The organism is Mycobacterium bohemicum DSM 44277 (assembly GCF_001053185.1).
Lineage (GTDB): Bacteria > Actinomycetota > Actinomycetes > Mycobacteriales > Mycobacteriaceae > Mycobacterium > Mycobacterium bohemicum.
This window is the reverse complement of sequence record NZ_CSTD01000006.1, coordinates 162,751-182,085: the sequence shown is the minus strand read 5'-3', so window position 1 is coordinate 182,085 and position 19,335 is coordinate 162,751. Positions and strand designations below refer to the sequence as shown.

Sequence of the window (19,335 nt, the reverse complement as noted above, 5' to 3'; positions counted from 1 at the left end):
CTGGCCTGATCAGATCAGTCCGGGTATCAACGCTTTTCGTTCGGGCGGGTAATCAGGAAACTTTTCCTGGTACCACTTGTGAGTCGCGAACGCTCGCGGCACCAAGTTTCCTGCCGTGATCAGAAAAATGATCACCCCGCCGAGCGACCAGGTCAGTAGGGCGAACCCGGCCCATGCGATCAGCTCGCCCAGATATGCCGGGCTGGTGACGTACCGGAACCCCCCGCCGTAGGGGATCTGGTATTCGGTTGCTCCCGGGTTCGCCCTATCGCGCAGGTTGCGCACGATCGACTCCGACCGGACCAGCAGGATGAATCCGCCGAGGTACACCACCAACCCGACAAGAAACCGTGGATCGGTCAACCAATTGGGGTCGTACTGACGCTTGTAGTCGTGGCTGAAGAACGAGCCATTCAGGTAGCCGTGCATCGTGGTGATCACCATTCCAAAGGCGAGCACCACGATGTTGAAGCTGCCGCGTTTGCCCGGCACCTGCCTGATCGACAGCGGAAAGAACCAACCCCGGTTGCCGTAATGCATCAGCCAGATGGCGGCGAGTACGACCGGCGTAGCGTCGAATCGGCGCGGCCCGGCGAGGTAGAAAATTGCGAACACCACGGTTGCGGGTATCTCCATCAACCACCAGCCGAGCTTGGGATTGAGATTCACCCCGCGCGCGGTAGCGCCGAATCGGCCGTAAGGGCTCTGCCGGAACAAGCCGCCGACGATCACCAATGCCGCGATGACGAGACCAATCGTCACAACGGTGTCATATGCGGTGTTGCCGGTGTACCAGTTCATCGAGCTTCCTTCGAGAGCTGACATCATCAAGCATGTTTCATGCGACAACGCTTGACGCAGGAGAACAACTTCCACTAGTACGCGATCAGCAGGACGTGTGGAAAGGCGGATTGTCTCCGTCCCACACGTCGCTCGGTGCCTGGCCTCTGGAGGGCACCTGCCTGCCACGCCTGACGAAGGTCACGGCGCGATAGATTGCTACTCGTGAGCGAAGACAGAGTCCGTGTGCGGATCGCCGACGACGGCGTGGCAACGGTGACGATGGTGCGCGCCGACAAGCACAATGCGCTGGACCTGGCGATGTTCGAGGGCCTGGCGGATGCCGCGGTGCGGCTGGCACGCGACGCATCGGTTCGCGCGGTCGTTCTGCACGGTGAAGGCAAGAGCTTCTGCTCCGGTTTGGACGTGGCAAGTTTCATGGGCGGCGAACGCGGCACGGGTGTCCTGCTGGACCGGGACGAGGACCGGCCGGCGAACCTCGCCCAGCGCGTGAGCTACGACTGGTCGTCGGTGCCGGCGCCCGTCATCGCGTCGATCCACGGCAACTGCTTCGGCGGCGGTCTGCAGATCGCGCTCGGCGCAGACATCCGGATCGCCGCGCCGGACGCGAAGCTGAGCATCATGGAGATCAAGTGGGGGCTCGTTCCCGACATGGGCATCACGCAGACACTGCCGAGACTCCTACCGATCGACGTCGCGAAAGAGCTGACGTTCACCGGCCGCATCGTTTCCGGCAGCGAGGGTGCCGAGCTCGGCTTGATCACCCGGACGGCGGCCGACCCGCTGTCAGCGGCGCTGGAACTCGCGGGCGAGATCGCGCAGAAGTCACCGGACGCCGTCCGTGCCGCGAAGCGCCTGTACAACGAAACCTGGGTCAGCAATGACCCCGCGGCCGCCCTTGCGCTTGAGTCGGAGCTGCAAACCGGGCTGATCGGCACGCCCAACCAGATCGCCGCCGTGGTCGCCGGAATGTCCGGGGAGCGGCCGGTTTTCACCGACCCTGCTTAGCGCGAGGATTTTCGGCCGAAACTTGTCGGACCCCGCTGCCAGGATGGGGTCATGTCCTCGATCGCCTCGTCCACCGCCGTTGCGGCACCCCCTGGTGAGCGCCTCGAGGTGCTGTTCGAGGAGCTGGCGGAGCTGGCCGGTCAGCGCAACGCGATCGATGCGCGCATCGTGGAGATCGCCGCCGAAATAGATCGCGACGAGCTGTGCGGCGTCACGGGCGCGCGGTCGGTGGCGGCGTTGATGGCGTGGAAAACGGGCGCTTCGTCGGCGAACGGCAAAACGATCGCCGCGATTGCGCGCCGGCTGACCGAGTTCCCCCGCTGCGTCCAAGCCATGCGGGAGGGCCGCCTGTCACTGGATCAGGTCGGTGTGATCGCGGAGCGGGCGGGCGAGGGATCCGACGAGCACTATGCCGAGCTGGCCGCCTCCGCCTCGGTCGGTCAGCTGCGCACCGCCGTCAAGCTGGAACCGCGACCCGAACCGGGTCCCCGGCCGGCGTCACAGCCTTCGATCACCAAGAGCACCGATGACGAGTTCACCTGCTGGCGAATCAAACTCCCGCATTTCGACGCGGCGAAGGTCGACGCGGCTCTGCGGTCCCATCACGATGCGCTGATCGCGCAGTGGAGGCGCGATCACGACGCCGGCGAGCGCCCCGGTCCCGAGAGACCCCCGCTGCCGAGCGCTGTCGATGCGTTCATGCGGATGGTCGAGGCGGGCTGGGACGCCGAGGCGGCCCGCCGACCGCACGGACACCACACCACCGTGGTGATGCACCTGGACGTCAGGGAGCGGGTCGCGGCACTGCATCTCGGCCCGCTGCTGCCGACCGGCGAACGCCGTTACCTGACCTGTGATGCCACCTGCGAAGTGTGGTTCGAACGCGACGGCGAGGTCATCGGGGCCGGGCGCGCGACCCGCATCATCAACCGGCGGCTTCGTCGCGCGCTTGAACACCGCCACCCGACGTGCGCGGTTCCCGGTTGCGGCGCGACCCGCGGTCTGCACGCGCATCACATCCGGCATTGGGAAGATGGTGGGCCCACCGAACTGGACAACCTCGTGCTGCTGTGCCCGTACCACCACCGGCTGCACCACCGGGGCGTCATCACGGTCACCGGGCCGGCGCACCACCTCACCGTCACCGACAGCGACGGGCGGGTATTGAGAACCGGATCGCTCGCCCGCCCACCCGACCAACCTCCGCCGGCGGTGGCGCCCTACCCCGGACCGACCGGGGAACGCGCCGACTGGTGGTGGTACCAACCGTTCCAGCCGCAAGCACCCCCGACCAACAACTAGCCCGGTTCGCCGGACCGTCGGCGCGCGCTCACACCCACCTCCCGCGACGGGGCAGGATGGTCCGGAACCGAGGCGGGGCCGGACCCTCGCCCCGACGGGAGGCGACCGGAGATGGCCCACTCGGTCGAGGGCGGCGTCCCGTTCCTCGACCACCTGGTCGGCGAGTACGCGGCCGGGATCCGATCCGCATGAAGATCAACGGCATGCGCGAGAAGCACGTGCTGCGGGAAGCGACGCGTGACGTGCGGATCAAGCCCGTCTACAACCGCGAGAAGCACCCGTTCGTGACGCCGCCCGCCAAGGTCGGCGAAGCGGACGCGATGCTCGAGCTGATGGGTGACGTGTTCGCCTCGCGGCTACTCGACGAGCAGCCGATCTTCGATGCGGCCGCGGTGCGCAAGCTGTTCGACTCGCTACCCGAGTGCACTCCCGACGAGCGCACGGCCCTCGACGGCTTGTGGAACCGCGTGCTGAGCTTCACGCTGATGCACCAGCGTTTCGGAATGACGGTTAGCCGGCGTTTGGCCCTTCGCCGGCCGATCCATTTCTCCTACACTCGACCTACCGGCCGGAGGGTGCTATGACCACAACCTGGGACACGTTGGATCGCTACGTCGTCATCTCGACGGACACCCATGCCGGCGCGGATCTCTACGGCTACAAGCCGTATCTGCCGGCACGCCTGCACGAGGAGTTCGACGCGTGGGCCACGGCCTACGCCAGCCCGTTCGACGATCTGATCATCGCCACCGCCAACCGGAACTGGGACCACGAGCTTCGGATCGCGGAGATGGACGCCGACGGGGTGGCCGCCGAGGTGCTGCTGCCCAACACCGTTCCGCCGTTCTTCCCGACCAGTCCGAACATCACCATCAGCTTGCCCCGCACCCGCGCGGACTTCGAGAAGCGATGGGCCGGCGTGCAGGCCCACAACCGGTGGCAGATCGACTTCTGTTCGCTGGCTCCGGCGCGACGGCGCGGGCTGATTCAGATCTTTCCCAACGACGTCGAGCTGGCGCTGGACGAAATCCGTTGGGGCGCCGAGCAAGACTGCTTTGGCGGCGTGCTCATTCCGGCGGTCTCGCCCGGTGACCCGCACGTGGCCCCGCTCTTTCACACCCGATACGAACCGATCTGGGCGCTCTGCGCGGAACTCGACCTCACCGTGGTGCAGCACGCGGGGGCCGGCAGCCCGGAGATGCCGATGGACCAGCCGGCATCCAATGCGGTGTTGATCACCGAGATGGCGATCTGGGCCCAGCGCACATTGGGCCACCTGATCCTGGCCGGCGTGTTCGAGCGGCATCCGACGCTGCGGTTCGTGCCGACCGAGCAGGGCACGCTTTGGGTGCCCGGGCAGCTCGGCATCCTCGATGCCATGGTGCCCACCATGAAGTCCGACGCTGGCAACCGCACCTACGGGATGTTCGGCGGATCGTCGGTCGACGAGCTGACCCTGACGCCGAGCGAATACGTCAAGCGGAACTGCTATTTGGCCAGTGAGCTGATGCCGTTCGACGGCGCGATGATCGACTTCATGGGGCCCGACCACATCATGTGGGGCAGTGACTATCCCCACGAGGAAGGCTTCGCGCCCCACTCCAAGCTGGCCATTCGTTGGGCCCTGCACGACCGGTCGGAGGACGCCTGCCGAAAGATCCTGGGCGGCAACGCCGGTCGCCTCTACCGGTTTGATCTCGAGGCATTGGTGCCGGTGGCCGCCAAGATCGGTCCGACCGTCGCCGAGGTGCACACTCCGCTCGAGGACACGGGCTACCGCGCCCCCGCCGCCTTCGGCTACCGGCCGTTCGAAGGGGGCCTGGCCCTCAAGCGGCTGGCGCCGGAACGGCGCTAACCCGTTAGAGCGTCCCCACGGCGGGTGACTTATTGCGTTGACGCGCGCGACCATGTGACCATTGCCACAATGACAGACCTTCAGGGCAAGGTGGCGGTCGTCACCGGAGGTGCCGGAGGCATCGGCCAAGCCATGGGCCGGCGTTTCGGCCGGGAAGGCATGAGGGTGGTGCTGGCCGACGTCCTGGCCGAACCGCTGGACCGGGCAACCCGGGCACTCTCGGACGAGGGCATCGAGGCGGTCGGCGTGATCACCGACGTCACCGACTACGCCTCGGTCGAGTCGCTGGCCAAGGAGGCGCTCACTCGCTTCGGCGCGGTAGACGTGTTGTGCAACAACGCCGGCACGGGCGGGGTGTCCGAGGGCTACATGTGGGAGCATGATCTGGCCGACTGGCGCTGGGGGATCGACGTCAACGTGATGGGCGTCATCCACGGCATCAAGGCCTTCGTCCCGATCCTGCTCGAGCAGGGCGAGGGAAACGTGATCAATACCTGCTCGGGCAACGGCGGCTTCGCGCCGATCGCCCGGGGGGCCATGGGCGGACCCGCCACCGCGGTCTACCCGATGACCAAGGCCGCGGTGCTCTGCCTGACCGAAAGCCTCTACACCCACCTGGAGATGACGGGAACGCGGGTGCGGGCGCACGTCCTTTTCCCCGGCGGCTTTTTGAACACCGGCATCTGGGAGTCGTGGCGGCACCGGCCGGAGCGCTACGCCGCGAGCCAGGAGCGCCGCACCCCGGCGCACACCCTGGCGGACGTGGTGGCCCGCTTCGAGGCCGCCGGCGCACGTGTCGAGTTCACACCGCTCGAGAGCGTTGCCGAACAGGTGGTGGACGGGATCCGGGCGGACCGCTTCTGGATGATGGGTCCTCCGACACCGGCCGATGGGGTCGTGAGCCGCAAGGCGGCATCGATCCTCGCGCGCGGCGCCCCGGACTACCTGGTGGACGTCCTCGGTCGGAGCGCGGAGAGGGAGCCGGAAAGCGAAGGAGAAAGCCGTTGAGCACCAATGTGATTCGCTATGGTCCTCGTCCACCGGAGGCGCAAGTCGACCACGAGATCGATGCCACCAAGGCACCCATCGCCACGGAGGCGGTGACAATCACCTACCTCACCGATCCGGAGATCGTCGCGGCCGTGCTGCCCAAGCCGCTGGAGCCGGCGGCCGAACCGCTGGTGCGTGTCCAGCTCCAGCGGGTCCGGATAGCGGGCAGGCCCCCGTTCGGGTCGGCGGTGTTCTCGGTGACGGCCCGCCACGACGGACTCCGGGGCGACTATCCCCTCTTCATGCCGCAGTCCACCGAACAGTCGGTCACGGGCGGGCGCGAAACCTTCGGGGAGCCAAAGAAACTGGGCCGCATCGAGGTGGAGCGCGACGGCGAGCGCGTCACCGCCGCCGTCGAGCGGCTCGGCTATCAGCTCATCAGAATGGACGGTCGGGTCACCGGCCCGGCGGAGTTACCGCCCGACCAGGTGAACACCGAGTTCTACTTCAAGTTCCTGCGCGCCCCCGATGGCAGCGGCATCACCGACCCCCACCTGGTCTACGGCGAGTACCACCGGCACTACGAGCTGCTCGAGAACATCGACGGCACCGTCGAGTTGGGGGAGTCGCCCCTTGACCCGGTGGCCGACATCGTGATTCGCCGGATCACGTCGATCACCTGGTGCCGCCGGCGCACCGTCCAAGTTGGGCGGATCGCGGCACGGGTGCCGCAGGAGTGGCTGCTGCCGTACGTCCACCAGCGCTACGACGACCCCCCTCAAGACGCAGCCCTATCGGCCGCCCCCGGCCCCGAACCGGCTCGGGTATAGCGGCATGGACCGTTACACGGTCATCTCGGCTGACTGTCACGCCGGTGCTGACCTGCTCGACTACCGCGGCTACCTCGACTCGCAGTACCGGGACGAATTCGACGGCTGGGCAACGACGTTCGTGAACCCCTTCGGGGACCTCACCGAGCCCGACGCGCAGCGCAACTGGAACAGCGATCTGCGCAACGCGGAGCTGGACGCCGAGGGCATCGCGGGGGAAGTGCTCTTCCCCAACACCGTGCCGCCGTTCTTTCCGCAGGCCAGCCTGGCCGCCCCCGCGCCGCAATCCGCCCGGGAACTCGAGCTGCGCTGGGCCGGCCTGCGTGCGCACAACCGCTGGCTGGCCGACTTCTGCTCCTTGTCGCCCGAGCGCCGCGCCGGGGTGGGCCAAATCCTGCTCGGCGACCTCGAGGAGGCCGTCGCCGAGGTGGCACAGATCGCCAAGCTCGGGTTGCGCGGCGGCGTGCTGCTGCCCGGCGTCGTCCCCGGTACCGACATCCCTCCGCTCTACGCGGAGCACTGGGAGCCGCTGTGGGCGGCGTGCGCGGAGAACGGTCTGGTGGTCAACCACCACGGCGGCAACGCCGGACCCAGCCCGACCGACGGCTGGGGCAGCTCGTTCGCCGTATGGGTATACGAGACACACTGGTTCGCGCACCGGGCGCTGTGGCACCTGATCTTCAGCGGCGCGCTGGATCGCCACCCGGATCTCACGGTGGTGTTCACCGAGCAGGGCGCCGGATGGATACCGGCGACGCTGGACTCGCTCGACGTGGCGGCGGCCCGGTACGGCCGGGCGAAATCGGCGATCGCCCGGTTCGCCGGGCCCACCGCCGGCTCGCTGACCCTCACGCCCCACGAGTACTGGGCCCGCCAGTGTTACGTCGGTGCCAGCTTCATGCGGCCCGTGGAGTGTGCCGAGCGCCACCGGATCGGCGTCGAGAAGATCATGTGGGGGAGCGACTACCCGCACCTTGAGGGCACGGCGCCCTACACGCGGGAGGCGTTGCGCCACACATTCTCCCGCGTTCCGGCCGACGAGGTGGCGGCCATGGTGGGCGGGAATGCGGCGACCGTCTACGGTTTCGACCTCGACGCCCTCGCGCCGCTGACCGCCCGAATCGGCCCGTCCGTCGCCGAGGTCGCCGAGCCGCTGGCGGCCGTGCCCGCAGACGCGAGCAGCACGGTCTTCGAGCCCGACCCCATCCGTGCCTGGTAGGCGAAAGGAAGCACCATGAACAGCGCGGCCCCCTACCTCATCATCTCCGCCGACTGCCACGCCGAGCTGCCGACCGAGCGGTATCGCGAATACGTCGACCCCGAATACCGGGAGGATTTCGAGGCCTTCCTCACCGAGAAGGCCGCCGCGGCGCGGGCGGGCGGATTCATCGACGAGGAGTTCGCCCAAGCGTGGTTCGCCGAGCATGGAGACGGCATCGCCGGCGGGTGGGATGTCGGCCTGCGCGACAAGGAGCTCGACGGCGACGGGGTCGTCGGCGAGGTCATCTTCCCCGACGCCGACGCCGTGACCGGAGTCGCCGGGGCTCCCTTCGGCGCCGGCCTGGGCCAGTCGGGCGACCTCGACCCGGGGCGCGCGATGGCCGGGGCACGGGCCCACAACCGCTGGTTGGCCGAGCTGTGCAGCCACAGCCCCGAGCGGCGGGCCGGGGTCGCGGTGGTGCCGATCCTCGCGGACGTCGACGCGGCGGTGGCCGAGATCACCCGGGCGGCGGAGTCCGGACTGCGGGGCGGGATCCTGATCCCGGCCCGTTGGGTCGGCTACCCGCCCTACCACGACCGCCGCTACGACAGGGTCTGGGCCGCCTGCCAGGACCTGCAGATGCCGGTACACACCCACTCCGGCCCCGCCCCGCAGGAGGAGTACGGCGGGCACCTGGGCATCTACGTGACCGAGGTGCGCTGGTGGGGTGCCCGGCCCCTGTGGTTCGCGTTGTGGTCGGGCGTGTTCGAGCGCTTCCCGCGGCTACGCTGGGGGGTCACCGAGTGCGGTGCGTTCTGGGCCAACGACCTGCTCTGGCTGATGGACACGCGGTACCTGCGCGAGCACTCGGCCAAGAAGATGAGCCGTGCGATGGAGGGCGACCTCACCATGGCGCCGTCGGCCTACTTCGACCGGAACTGCTTCATCGGGGCCACCACCACCGAGCGCAGGGAACTGGCGCGGCGCTACGAGATCGGCGTGTCGAACGTGCTGTGGGGGAACGACTTTCCCCATCCGGAGGGAACCTGGCCACACACCCGCGAATGGCTGCGGCGCTCGTTCTGGGACATTCCGGTCGACGAGACCCGGCAGATGCTGGGCCTGGCGGCGGCCGAGCTGTACAACTTCGATGTCGGCGCCCTGGACGGGCTGGCCGCGCGCATCGGCCCGACGCCGGAGGACCTGGGTCAGGACGATGCGGTGAGCGTTCCCAAGTGGGAGGCCGCCCGGCGGACCGGACGCCACTGGCTGACGGCCGAGGAGCCCCTGCCCGACCTGGTGGAGAACTGAGGAATGCAGTCGCCCGGCGTCGTTTGCGCGATGGACGGCGGCCACGATGGCGGGCGGCCCTAGTTCCGGCAAACCGCCCCATGACTGCGCGGCGTCGACATAGGCTCCGGCTGTTCGCCGGTCGGCCCTGAAGCGATGGGAGCGGTGCGATGTCCTACGTTCTTGCGTTGCCGGACATGATGTCCGCAGCGGCCACAGACGTGGCGTCGATCGGTTCGGAAGTCGCGGCGGCAACCCACGGGGCGGCGGGCGCGACCACCGGCGTTCTGGTCGCTGCCGAAGACGAGGTGTCGGTGGCGATCGCCGCGGTGTTTTCCGCCCACGGCCAGGCCTATCAGGCGCTGATCTCGGAGGCGGCGGCCTTCCATGAGCGGTTCGCGCAGGCGTTGACCGGCGCGGCCGGTGCCTACGCCGGCGCAGAGGCGGGCAACGTTTCGCCTCTGGCGGCCTTCGAGCAGGCGGCGTTGGGCGCCGAGCGAGAAATCGAGCAGATCCCCACGGCGCTGGGAGCGGGATTCGACCAGGAGGCGAACTTCCTGCTCGCCGACCCGCGCTCCCCGCTCTTGGCGCTGTTCACCGGTGACAATCCGCTTCTGCGTGCCGGCATCAGCAACACCCCGCCGCGGCTGCTGACGCTGCTGCTGGGAGAAACGGTCCAGCAAACCACCTACAACGGCATGAACGTCGTGCAGATCACGCCGGCCCATCCGTCCGGCGACTACGTGGTCGCCATCCACGGGGGCGCCTTCATCTTCCCGCCCTCGATCTTCCACTGGCTCGATTACACGGTGACGGCCTATCAGACGGGCGCGACCTTCGAAGTTCCGATCTACCCGCTGCTGCAGCAGGGGGGCACCGCCGGAACGGTTGTGCCCCAGATCGCCGGCCTCATCTCCTCGCAAATCGCCCTGCACGGGGCCCCCCACGTGAGCGTCATGGGTGACTCCGCGGGCGGCAACCTCGCACTGGCGGCCGTCGAACTGATGGTGGCCAACGGCCAGACCGTGCCCAATTCGATGGTTTTGCTGTCCCCGTGGCTGGACCTGGTGTCGACCGGGGGGCCGATCGGCCCGGTGTGGGCCGGCAACCTCCCTCTCAACGACTACCGGGTGAGCCCGCTGTACGGGTCACTCAACGGAATTCCGCCGACGTATGTCTACTCGGGCTCGGCCGATCCCCTGCAGGCCTCGGCGATCGCCCTCCAGCACGCCGCCATCGCAGACGGGGCCCCGATCAGCTTCGTGCTGCCCGACTACCAAATTCACGACTGGGTTCTGCTCACGCCGTGGGGCACGCAGTACTGGGGACAGATCGACCAGGAACTGGGCATCGCGGCCTGACCGCCCGGCCCGTCGGGAAGCGCCGCGCAGGCGCGTCCGCACACCCGTGATGCCGCGGCGCAGGCGCGCCGCCACCGCAGCGGTCAGGACGCGCGCGCCACGATGACGGGGATTCTGGCCCTGTTGACCACCGCCGCCCCGACCGAGCCCAGAAACATGCCGGCGAAGCCGCCGCGGCCGTGGCTGCCGACCACGACCAGTTGCGCGAGCTTGGACGCCTCGATCAAGGGTGTCGCCGGATCACCGATTTCGACCCGGCGACTGATCGCCACCTCGGGATAGCGTTCCTGCCACCCCGCCAGCCGTTCGGCGAGCGTCCTTTCCTCGGTGGACAGCTGCGCGTCCCAGTTGAAGCCGGGAAACAACTCGTGGAACTCGGAAACCCGCAGGTCGGTCCAGGCGTGCACGGCGATCAGGCCGACGCCCCGCCGGGACGCCTCCTCGAACGCGACGGCCGTCGCCGCTTCCGAGGCCCGCGACCCGTCGATGCCCACCAGCACCGGCGCCCGATCGACGTTGGCGACCAGCGACTCGTCGCCGTGGATCACGGCGACCGGGCAGTGCGCGTGGTAGACCAGCGCCGCCGACACCGACCCCAGGAAGTTGCGGGCCAACGCGCCGCCGTGCCCGCGATAGCCCACCACGACCATGTCCACCTCTTTGGAGAGATCCAACAGCGCCGGGACGGTGGCCGAATGAATCACCTTGGTGTCGATCCGGATCGGGCCGCGCTCACCGGCGCCCTCTTCGGCGATCCGGACGCCGGAATCGATGCATTCGCGCGCCCGCTTCTCCTGCCGTCGCCGCACGGCGGCCGGCTCAGGGATCGGGGCCCAGCCCGTCACCGCAGAATTGACGACATGGACGAGGGTCAGCGGCACGTTCCGCAGCGCGGCGTCGCGGGCCGCCCACCGGACGGCGCCCTGTGCCTGCGGTGAGCCGTCTGAGCCGACCAAGACCCCGCGGCGTTGCAACATCTCAGGTGATTCCTGTCCGGCTGTGGAGTTTCCCGGCGGTGTGTGCCAAGGGCAGGATTGCCGACGGTGACCGCCGTCGTCAGGGCCGAAGATATTCAGGCCGAGGGACCAAAGGCACCAGTGAGTCCGGCCGACCCGTCTTCACGCCGCCAACACCCCGTGGTTGCTTGACAAGCCCGTCCCCCGGACCCAGCATCGGGACCAATGACCACCTGTGGATGCCGCGGTCGCGGCGGCGGGGGACCACGTGAACGACGACAGCTGCCACCGCTTCGCTTTCGGTAGCCGGGGGCGAAAGGCCGCCGTCGCCGGCACCGTGTGCCTGGCGCTGATCGCGGGCTGCTCGCGTGGCGGCGCGGGAGGCCCGGCGTTGGCCGCAACCCCGAACCCTCCCGCACCCGGCTTCGCGACCGCGGTCAAACCGCCCGACGCGGCTCCCGCGATCGATTTCACGCCGGTCTCCCGGCTGATCGACAACGCGATCGCGGCCGGCAGGCTGCCCGGTGCGGTGGTGGTGATCGGCAACGCCGGCAAGGTCGTCTTCCACCACGCCTACGGCTCGCGCAAGCTGGCGGGCGAACCCGGACTGGATGGGCTGCCCGCGCCCGCCGAGCCGATGACCGAGGACACCATCTTCGACCTGGCCTCGCTGACCAAGAGCATCGCGACGTCGACGGCCGTCATGCAGCTCTACGAACAGGGCCGGGTGCAGGTCGACGATCCCGCGCAGCAGTATCTGCCCGAGTTCAACCCGGCCGACGATCCGCGGCGCGCGCAGGTGACCGTTCGCACGCTGCTGACGCACACGTCCGGCGAAACGGGGGACGTCAATCTCGGGGATCCGTGGGGGCTGAACGGCGCCGATAAGGCCGAAGGCATTCACCGTGCGCTCACCACACCGCTGGAGTCGGCCCCCGGTCAGGGTTTTCGCTACTCCGACATCAACTTCATCGTGCTCGGCGCGCTGGTCGAGAAGGTCACCGGCGAGGACCTGGACGTCTACGTTCAGCGGCACGTCTTCGACCCGCTCGGCCTGCGGGACACCCGCTACCTCCCCGTCGCGAAGGCGTGCGGTCCGCACACGGTGCTCGGAGCGGCGATCGTGTGGGCTCCGGGGCCGGACGGCCGGGAACGCGGCGCCTGTCCGGCGGGGATGTGGAGCACGGACCTGCTGTCACGCGTCGCGCCGACGGCCCGCGACGAGGAGGGCCGCGCGGATCCGAGTAGGAACCCCGATCTCGATCGCCTGCTCCGGGGGACCGTGCAGGACACGACGGCGCGGCGCATGGGCGGGGTCGCCGGGCACGCCGGCGTCTTCTCGACCGCCAACGATGTCGGGATCTTTGCGCAGGCCCTGCTCGACCGCCTCGCCGGACGTCCGAGCCAATTCCCTTTGCAGCAGGCAACTTTGGCGTTGATGACGGCTCCACAGCAGCCGGGACACACGCCCCGGCAGGTCGAAGCGGCGAACGCCGCGGACCGGGCGGCCGTCGCGAAGAGGCCCAAGAGCGGCGATCGGCTGCTCGCCCCGCGCTATCCGGCGATAGCGGGCCAGAATCTGCGGGGCTTCGGCTGGGACATCGATACGGCCCAGTCGATGGCCCGGGGCATGCTCTTCCCGATCGGAAGCTTCGGCCACACCGGCTTCACCGGCACCTCGCTCTGGATCGATCCCCGCTCGGACACCTACGTCGTCCTGCTCACGAACTCGATTCACACGCGCGGCAGTGCACCCATCTCGGACCTGCGCGGTGAGGTTGCCACCGAAGCGGCTCGGATGCTGCATCTTTGAGCCCCGGGCTCAGGGCCGTTCGAAGTGCTGGTAGTCGATGGGGGAGGTCCAACTCCCACCCCACCGCCAACCCGCGTCGGTGAAGACCCGTACGGCGGGGTCACCGGCGTGGAGGAGCCCGGGGTCGCTACGCCCGCGGTCCAGGTAGGTCGCCGCGTTCCGCGGTTCGAAATACCCGCCGGCGTAGATGCACGGGTTGAGCAGCGGATTGAGATCGACGGCGCGACCGTAGGCGTGCGGCGACCATTCGTCGGTTCCGGGGATCCTGCGGCAGTTGAACGCCGAGGTGTTGTCGTCCTCCATGGACAACTCGTCGTCGGCGTCCCGGTAGTGGTCGACCGTGCGGATCCTCTCGATGGGGTAGCGCAGTCGGTAAAGCCGGTCGAAGATCGCGACGACGTCGGCCACCAGTTCTTCGTGCACGATCAACTCGCCGCGGTGGGTCAGGCCGTCGAAACCGACGTGGTCGACGCTGACCCGTCGCAGTCGCGTCGGCTCGACGGGGCAGCCCGGTCGCCAGCTCGCGCCGAGGTCGGCGGCGGTGACCGCTTCCACCGTCGCGGCCGCTCGCGCCGGCGGCGCGCTGGGCGGCGGCGCGACGGCCGACGACGACGGTGATGGTGGCGCCGGAGGAGGCGGCGGCGCGGCGGCGCAGTGCACGAGCACGACGCTCGCGGCGACGAATTCCGCCAGCATGACGGCCCGCCGCCGCAAGGGCGTCACCCGGGACGCGTCCGCCGCCAACGCCATGGCAGGCATGGCTGGAAGCTACCACCGCACCCACGTAATGTGACGTACATCACACTGACGACTTTCCGCCAACAGACACTTGCTACCGCTGATAAACACACGACAAACAAGCCCGTCACCCTCGTGGGGGACGGGCGATGGCAGCGATCAGGGAGGAAGCCGCCGTTGACCGCAGGTGTCCATGACGCGACAGCGGCCGAACCGGCGAACGAGACAGAAGGCAAACCGCTCCCTTTTGTCGATGTCGACGGTGTCGACATCGACTCCAGCACGACCGTCGACGGGGACCTCGAACCCCGGCCCGTGAGCGTCGGCGAGCCGGAAGAGCGCGCGGCGGCGTCGATCGGACGCCAGGTCGCCGGGGCCCTGGGCGGGCCGGTGCGGTACGTCCTCAACCAGACGGATTCCTCGCTGAAGACCCTGGGCCGCTTCTTCGACCTGAGCGCCCAGTCCTTCTCCTATCTGGTCACCGACGTGGTCCGGTTACGCCACCCCTGGCGGGACACCATCAACCAGGCCTGGTTCATCATCAGCGTCACCGCGATTCCAGCGCTCCTGGTGTCCATCCCGTTCGGCGTCATCGTGGCCGTGCAGGTCGGCAACTTCATCCAGCAGGTCGGCGCGTCGTCGGTCTCGGGCGCCGCCGGCGGCCTCGGGGTGATCCGGCAGGGCGCACCGATCGTGGCCGCGCTGCTGCTGGGCGGCGCGGCCGGTTCGGCGGTGGCCACCGACCTCGGCGCCCGCACCATTCGCGAGGAGGTCGACGCGCTGCGGGTGATGGGCGTCGACCCGGTCCAGCGGCTGGTCACCCCCCGGCTGGCGGCGATCGTGTTCGTGGCGCCGGTGCTGTGCTCCTTCATCATCTTCATGGGCCTGGCGGCCGGCTATGCGATAAACGTCGGCTTCCAGTCCGGCACGCCGGGCAGCTACATCGCCTCGTTCGCCTCCTTCGCCAGCGTCAGCGATGTCGGGGTGGCCATCCTCAAGACCTGGCTCTTCGGCGTGGTCGTGATCCTGGTGGCCTGCCAGCGCGGCCTGGAGGCCAAGGGGGGTGCCCGCGGCGTGGCGGACGCCGTCAACGCCTCCGTGGTCATCGGCGTGGTCGCGGTGTTCGTCCTCAACCTGGTGATCACGCAGGGACTCTCGATGTCGATGCCGCTGAGACTGGGCTGATGGCCACGCCGTCCCGGTACCTGCCGCGCGGCCTCTCCCTGGCCCTGCGGCCCGCGTGGTGGATTGCCGACCGGGGGGACTCGCTGGTGCAGCGACTCGGTCACCAGGTCACCTTCCTGTACCGGGTGCTCGGCGCGATCCCCCACACGCTCAAGCGGTACCGGCACCAGACCGGCGTGCTGCTGGTCGACATGATCTGGGGCAACGGGTCGCTCATCGTCGGCGGCGGCACCATCGGCGTGCTGGTGTTCATGGGCGCCGCGGTCGGCGGATCGGTGGGCATCGAAGGCTACGGCGCCCTGGACATGGTCGGCATGGGCCCGCTGACCGGGTTCGTCTCCGCGTACGCGAACACGCGCGAGATGGCACCGATGATCGCGGGGATCGGCTTCGCGGCCCAGGCCGGGTGCCGCATGACCGCCGAGATCGGCGCCATGCGGATCTCCGAGGAAATCGACGCGCTGGAAGCCCTTGGCATTCAGTCGATCCCGTTCGTCGTCACCACCCGTGTGATCGCCGGGATGATCACCATCGTCCCGCTGTACGTGGTGACGCTGGCGTTGAGCTATGTCTCGTGCGTGCTGGTGGTCAACGTGCTGCACGGGCAGTCGTCGGGCACGTACTACCACTACTTCGATTCGTTCATCCAGCCGTCGGACGTCGTGTTCTCGGTGCTCAAGGCGGCCACCTTCGTGACGCTGGTGATCGCGATCCACGGCTATCAGGGCTACTACGCCGGCGGTGGCCCCGAGGGCGTCGGGCGCGCGTCGGGCAGGGCCATCCGCGCCAGCATCGTCACCGTGGTCGCGGCCGACATGGTGCTGACGCTGTTGTTCTGGGGCAACAGTCCCGGCGTTCGGATCTCGGGGTAGGCCATGCCGATCTTTTCCGACCAAGGAGTGCGGGCGCCCAGTTCACGGTCCCTGAGGATCCGCGGGCTGATCGCCGCGGTGGTGCTGGCCGTCGCCGTCGGCGCGCTCTACCAGCTCGGCACCGGCGGCTACGCCGACACCTACAAGCTGACCGTGGTCGCCGATGCGGTCGGTGAGGGCCTGTCGCCGGGGGCGGAGGTGAAGTTCCGCGGCCTGACGATCGGAACGGTCAAGACGCTGGAATCGTTCGGCTACAACAAGCAGAAGATGACGGTGGAACTCGAGCCGGCCCAGGCCAAGGCCCTGGCCGCCGACACCACGGCCAGGTTCATGTCGTCGAACACCTTCGGCCTCGCGGCGGTCGAACTCATCAGCAGCGGCGTCGGCCCCCGGTTGCGGCCGAACCAGACGCTGTTGATCGGCGCCGACGTGCAGTCGAGCTCGATCACCGGGCTGCTGCGGGCGGGCGAGAAACTCGGAAAGATCGTGGACTCGCCCGACGTCAGCCACATCATCGAGGTGCTGCGCCGGCACGCCGATCTGACCGAGCCGGTCACCCGGTCATACTTCGATCTGGCCAAGATGCTCGTCGACTCCCAGCGGACGCCGTTCTCGCAGTCGCTGTCGGTGTTCGCCTCGGTGGTCAACGGCGCCAGCGACACCATTCCGCTGATCAAGCTCGCCTACGACCTGCTCAACGGAATGGCGTTCCTCGCGCAGCGCGACGGGGTCGAGCGCACCAACCTGATCCTGGACCAGACCGCGAAGCTGCTCTTCAAGAGCGACGACCTCTTCGCCAGGAACGTCTCGTGGCTGGTCCCCATCACGTCCTCGCTGACCGACGTGATGCTGCCGCAGATGTACACGCTGGGCAGCCTGGCGCCGGCCTATGACCGGCTCTCGGGTCTGCTGGACCGCACGAGTGCCGCGTTTCCGGTGATCGACGGCAAGGTGCGGATGCGGGTCGAGGTCGCGCTGGAGGCGATGCCCGGGCTGCCGGCGGCCCTGGCGCCCCAGCCGCCCGGTCCGCCCGGTCCGCCCGCCCCGGCGCCGCGGGGCGGTGGCCGATGAGAAGCGTCACGAGATCCGTTGTGTGGCTTACCATCTTCACCTCGATCGCGGTGGTGTGCGCGCTGATCGTGCTGACCGCCCTGCGCAGCCCGGTCACCGGGGCGGTGTCCCGCTACACCGCCGCGTTTTCCGATGTGTCGGGGCTCTACGCCGGCGACGACGTCCGCATCTCCGGGGTCCAGGTCGGCAAGGTGGAGACCATCAGGCTCGACGGGCGCATCGCCAAGGTGGATTTCACCGCGCAAAACGATCACCCGGTGTATGCCAACACCGTCGCCGCGGTGCGCTACCAGACCCTGCTCGGTCAGCGCTATGTGGAACTCGTCCAGCCGGCCAAGCCGGATCGGCGGCTGCCCGCCGGCGGGAACATCCCGCTGGGGCAGACGATTCCGTCGTTCGATGTCGCGAAGCTGTTCAACGGGTTTCGGCCGATCTTCCAAACCCTCGACCCCGCCCAGTTCAACCTGCTGGGCGAGAACCTGCTGCGGCTGATCCAGGGTGACGAGTCCGGCATCGGCCCGTTCCTGCACGACCTCGACGTCATCTCCAAGTTGGCGGTGGACCGCCAGGCGGTCATCACGGCCGTGATCCGCAATCTCAGCGCGATCTCCCAGGATCTGGGCGGCAGGTCCCAGCAGCTGTTTCATCTCATCGCCACGCTCAACGACGTGCTGACCGAATTCAATTCCAGCGCACAGGAATTCCGCAACTCGCTGGACAAAGGCCTGCCCATACTCAGGACCACCACCCACATCCTGCAATACATCGAGCGCATCTTCGACGGCAGCACCGTTCCGCTCTACGACCTGAGCAGCCGGATGTGGCCGCAAACGTCGACGATCATCGCCGGCCTGTCACTCGTTCCGTCGTTGATCGAGGGGATCCGGGACTCGCTGGTCGACGACAAGCCCGCCACCCCGACGTTTACCTGCTCGCACGGCGAGGTCACCCTGCCCGGGATCGGCGAGGTGTCCTTCGCACAACAGAACCTGGTGGTGTGCCGGTAATGGTGCTCGACAGCCGACTCGTCACCTTGGGTAGCAGGCTGGGGTGGGGCGCCCGGCTGCCGCGGCGCGCCGCGCTCGATGAGCACGCCGCCGCCGTGCGCAGTCGCCGCCACGGCATAATCGGTGTCCTCGTCATCTTCGTGGCCGTGGCGGCGACCGGGCTGGCCTACCTGAATCCGACCGGCCAGAGCGGCTATACCGCGCAGCTGCCCAACGCCGGCGGTGTGCGCGTCGGCGACCAGGTTCGAATCGCCGGCATCCCGGTCGGCAAGGTCACCGGCGTCCGGCTCGCCGGCGCCGTCGTCGAGATGAAGTTCGACGTCGAGCAGTCGGTGGTGGTCGGTTCGGAGTCCACGCTGGACGTCAAGCTGCTCACCCCGCTCGGCGGGCACTATGTGGCGCTTGACCCCAAGGGCGCCCTGCCCTTGGGCCACAACGTGATTCCGCCGCAGCGCGTCACGTTGCCGTTCGAGGTCAACGACATCATCCAGGCCGCCACCCCGGTGATCAAGGAAGTCGACGGCCAGGTCATCCACGACACCTTCACCGAGGTGGCCAACGCGGCCGACAAGTATCCCAACGCGGTGCGCGACCTGCTGCGGTCGGCCAACGCGCTGACGACGTCACTGGGCAAGACGACCGCCGACTTCCATCGCGGCCTGGAGTTCGTCGACAACGGGCTGCGCGCGATGGTCGCCGGGCGCAGGCAACTCGTCACCCTGGTCGAGCAGGTGGACGTCCTGGGCAAGGTGTACACGTCCAAGACGGTCGACATCATCGAATACTTCGCGCTGCTCAAGGAATTGGCGCGCATCATGGACCGCGTCGTGACGTTCTACGGCCGGGAGGTCGAACCGATCGTCAACGGGCTCGACGACATCATCGACACGCTGGTCGCCCACCCCGAGCGCATCGGCAAGGCGGCCGAGGGCCTGGGGCAGACCCTCAACATCGTCGGCCCGATGCTCAGCGGAAACGGGGTCGTCTTCGACGAACACAACCGGCTCGTTCCCGGACAGGATCTCTGCCTGCCGAACATCATGAGGAACTGCTGA

18 protein-coding genes are annotated in these 19,335 nt (G+C 68.4%); 15 read left to right on the top strand and 3 right to left on the bottom strand.

The features are described 5' to 3' along the window. Positions 1-9: 9 nt before the first annotated feature. Positions 10-801 carry a phosphatidylethanolamine N-methyltransferase family domain-containing protein gene (locus tag BN971_RS22665; protein ID WP_085181921.1) on the bottom strand — a complete coding sequence of 264 codons (792 nt, stop codon included), beginning with the start codon at positions 799-801 and terminating at the stop codon, positions 10-12. Between the two features lie 204 nt (positions 802-1,005). Here BN971_RS22665 and BN971_RS22660 point away from each other — a divergent pair, with 204 nt between their 5' ends. The 9 genes from BN971_RS22660 (at position 1,006) to lipY (ending at position 10,638) form a co-directional block, all read left to right on the top strand. Further along, complete coding sequence (locus BN971_RS22660) at positions 1,006-1,809, top strand: crotonase/enoyl-CoA hydratase family protein (protein WP_085181920.1); 804 nt, start codon at positions 1,006-1,008, stop codon at positions 1,807-1,809. A 51-nt stretch (positions 1,810-1,860) separates the two neighbouring features. Continuing rightward, the gene (locus BN971_RS22655; RefSeq protein ID WP_085181919.1) at positions 1,861-3,111 is read left to right on the top strand and encodes an HNH endonuclease signature motif containing protein; all 1,251 of its coding nucleotides are present in this window, start codon (positions 1,861-1,863) and stop codon (positions 3,109-3,111) included. A gap of 188 nt (positions 3,112-3,299) precedes the next feature. Next, positions 3,300-3,695, top strand: coding sequence for an asparagine synthase-related protein (locus tag BN971_RS22650; protein ID WP_169718626.1), 396 nt, complete (start codon positions 3,300-3,302; stop codon positions 3,693-3,695). Continuing rightward, positions 3,692-4,966 carry an amidohydrolase family protein gene (locus tag BN971_RS22645; protein WP_085181917.1) on the top strand — a complete coding sequence of 425 codons (1,275 nt, stop codon included), beginning with the start codon at positions 3,692-3,694 and terminating at the stop codon, positions 4,964-4,966. The genes BN971_RS22650 and BN971_RS22645 overlap by 4 nt, the downstream gene beginning before the upstream one ends. Positions 4,967-5,035: 69 nt before the next feature. Then, positions 5,036-5,974, top strand: a complete 939-nt coding sequence (locus tag BN971_RS22640; protein ID WP_085181916.1) for an SDR family NAD(P)-dependent oxidoreductase — start codon at positions 5,036-5,038, stop codon at positions 5,972-5,974. Beyond that, on the top strand, positions 5,971-6,786 hold the full coding sequence (locus BN971_RS22635) for an acetoacetate decarboxylase family protein (RefSeq protein ID WP_085181915.1): 816 nt from the start codon (positions 5,971-5,973) through the stop codon (positions 6,784-6,786). Before BN971_RS22640 ends, BN971_RS22635 begins: the two co-directional genes overlap by 4 nt. A gap of 4 nt (positions 6,787-6,790) precedes the next feature. Beyond that, positions 6,791-8,005: an amidohydrolase family protein gene (locus BN971_RS22630; protein WP_085181914.1), complete on the top strand. Its 1,215-nt coding sequence runs from the start codon at positions 6,791-6,793 to the stop codon at positions 8,003-8,005. A 15-nt stretch (positions 8,006-8,020) separates the two neighbouring features. Beyond that, positions 8,021-9,298, top strand: coding sequence for an amidohydrolase family protein (locus tag BN971_RS22625; protein ID WP_085181913.1), 1,278 nt, complete (start codon positions 8,021-8,023; stop codon positions 9,296-9,298). Between the two features lie 149 nt (positions 9,299-9,447). Next, positions 9,448-10,638: a triacylglycerol lipase LipY gene (gene lipY / locus BN971_RS22620; protein ID WP_085181912.1), complete on the top strand. Its 1,191-nt coding sequence runs from the start codon at positions 9,448-9,450 to the stop codon at positions 10,636-10,638. An 83-nt stretch (positions 10,639-10,721) separates the two neighbouring features. On the opposite strand, the gene BN971_RS22615 is transcribed toward lipY, so the two are convergent. Then, positions 10,722-11,615, bottom strand: a complete 894-nt coding sequence (locus BN971_RS22615) for a universal stress protein (RefSeq protein ID WP_085181911.1) — start codon at positions 11,613-11,615, stop codon at positions 10,722-10,724. A 316-nt stretch (positions 11,616-11,931) separates the two neighbouring features. Here BN971_RS22615 and BN971_RS22610 point away from each other — a divergent pair, with 316 nt between their 5' ends. Continuing rightward, complete coding sequence (locus tag BN971_RS22610) at positions 11,932-13,407, top strand: serine hydrolase domain-containing protein (RefSeq protein ID WP_085181982.1); 1,476 nt, start codon at positions 11,932-11,934, stop codon at positions 13,405-13,407. A 9-nt stretch (positions 13,408-13,416) separates the two neighbouring features. Here BN971_RS22610 and BN971_RS22605 read toward each other — a convergent pair whose 3' ends face one another. Beyond that, positions 13,417-14,157 carry a M15 family metallopeptidase gene (locus BN971_RS22605; RefSeq protein WP_425436623.1) on the bottom strand — a complete coding sequence of 247 codons (741 nt, stop codon included), beginning with the start codon at positions 14,155-14,157 and terminating at the stop codon, positions 13,417-13,419. 165 nt (positions 14,158-14,322) lie between these two features. On the opposite strand from BN971_RS22605, the gene BN971_RS22600 reads away from it, so the two are divergent. From BN971_RS22600 to BN971_RS22580, 5 genes are read left to right on the top strand one after another with little or no spacing between them, the layout of a single operon-like run. Next, positions 14,323-15,330 carry an MlaE family ABC transporter permease gene (locus tag BN971_RS22600; RefSeq protein WP_372511878.1) on the top strand — a complete coding sequence of 336 codons (1,008 nt, stop codon included), beginning with the start codon at positions 14,323-14,325 and terminating at the stop codon, positions 15,328-15,330. Continuing rightward, positions 15,330-16,202 (top strand): MlaE family ABC transporter permease, encoded by an 873-nt coding sequence (locus BN971_RS22595; RefSeq protein WP_085181910.1) that lies wholly within the window; start codon positions 15,330-15,332, stop codon positions 16,200-16,202. Before BN971_RS22600 ends, BN971_RS22595 begins: the two co-directional genes overlap by 1 nt. 3 nt (positions 16,203-16,205) lie before the next feature. Continuing rightward, the gene (locus tag BN971_RS22590) at positions 16,206-17,273 is read left to right on the top strand and encodes an MlaD family protein (RefSeq protein WP_085181909.1); all 1,068 of its coding nucleotides are present in this window, start codon (positions 16,206-16,208) and stop codon (positions 17,271-17,273) included. Continuing rightward, positions 17,270-18,280, top strand: a complete 1,011-nt coding sequence (locus BN971_RS22585) for an MlaD family protein (protein ID WP_085181908.1) — start codon at positions 17,270-17,272, stop codon at positions 18,278-18,280. The genes BN971_RS22590 and BN971_RS22585 overlap by 4 nt, the downstream gene beginning before the upstream one ends. Beyond that, positions 18,280-19,335: an MlaD family protein gene (locus BN971_RS22580; protein WP_085181907.1), complete on the top strand. Its 1,056-nt coding sequence runs from the start codon at positions 18,280-18,282 to the stop codon at positions 19,333-19,335. Before BN971_RS22585 ends, BN971_RS22580 begins: the two co-directional genes overlap by 1 nt.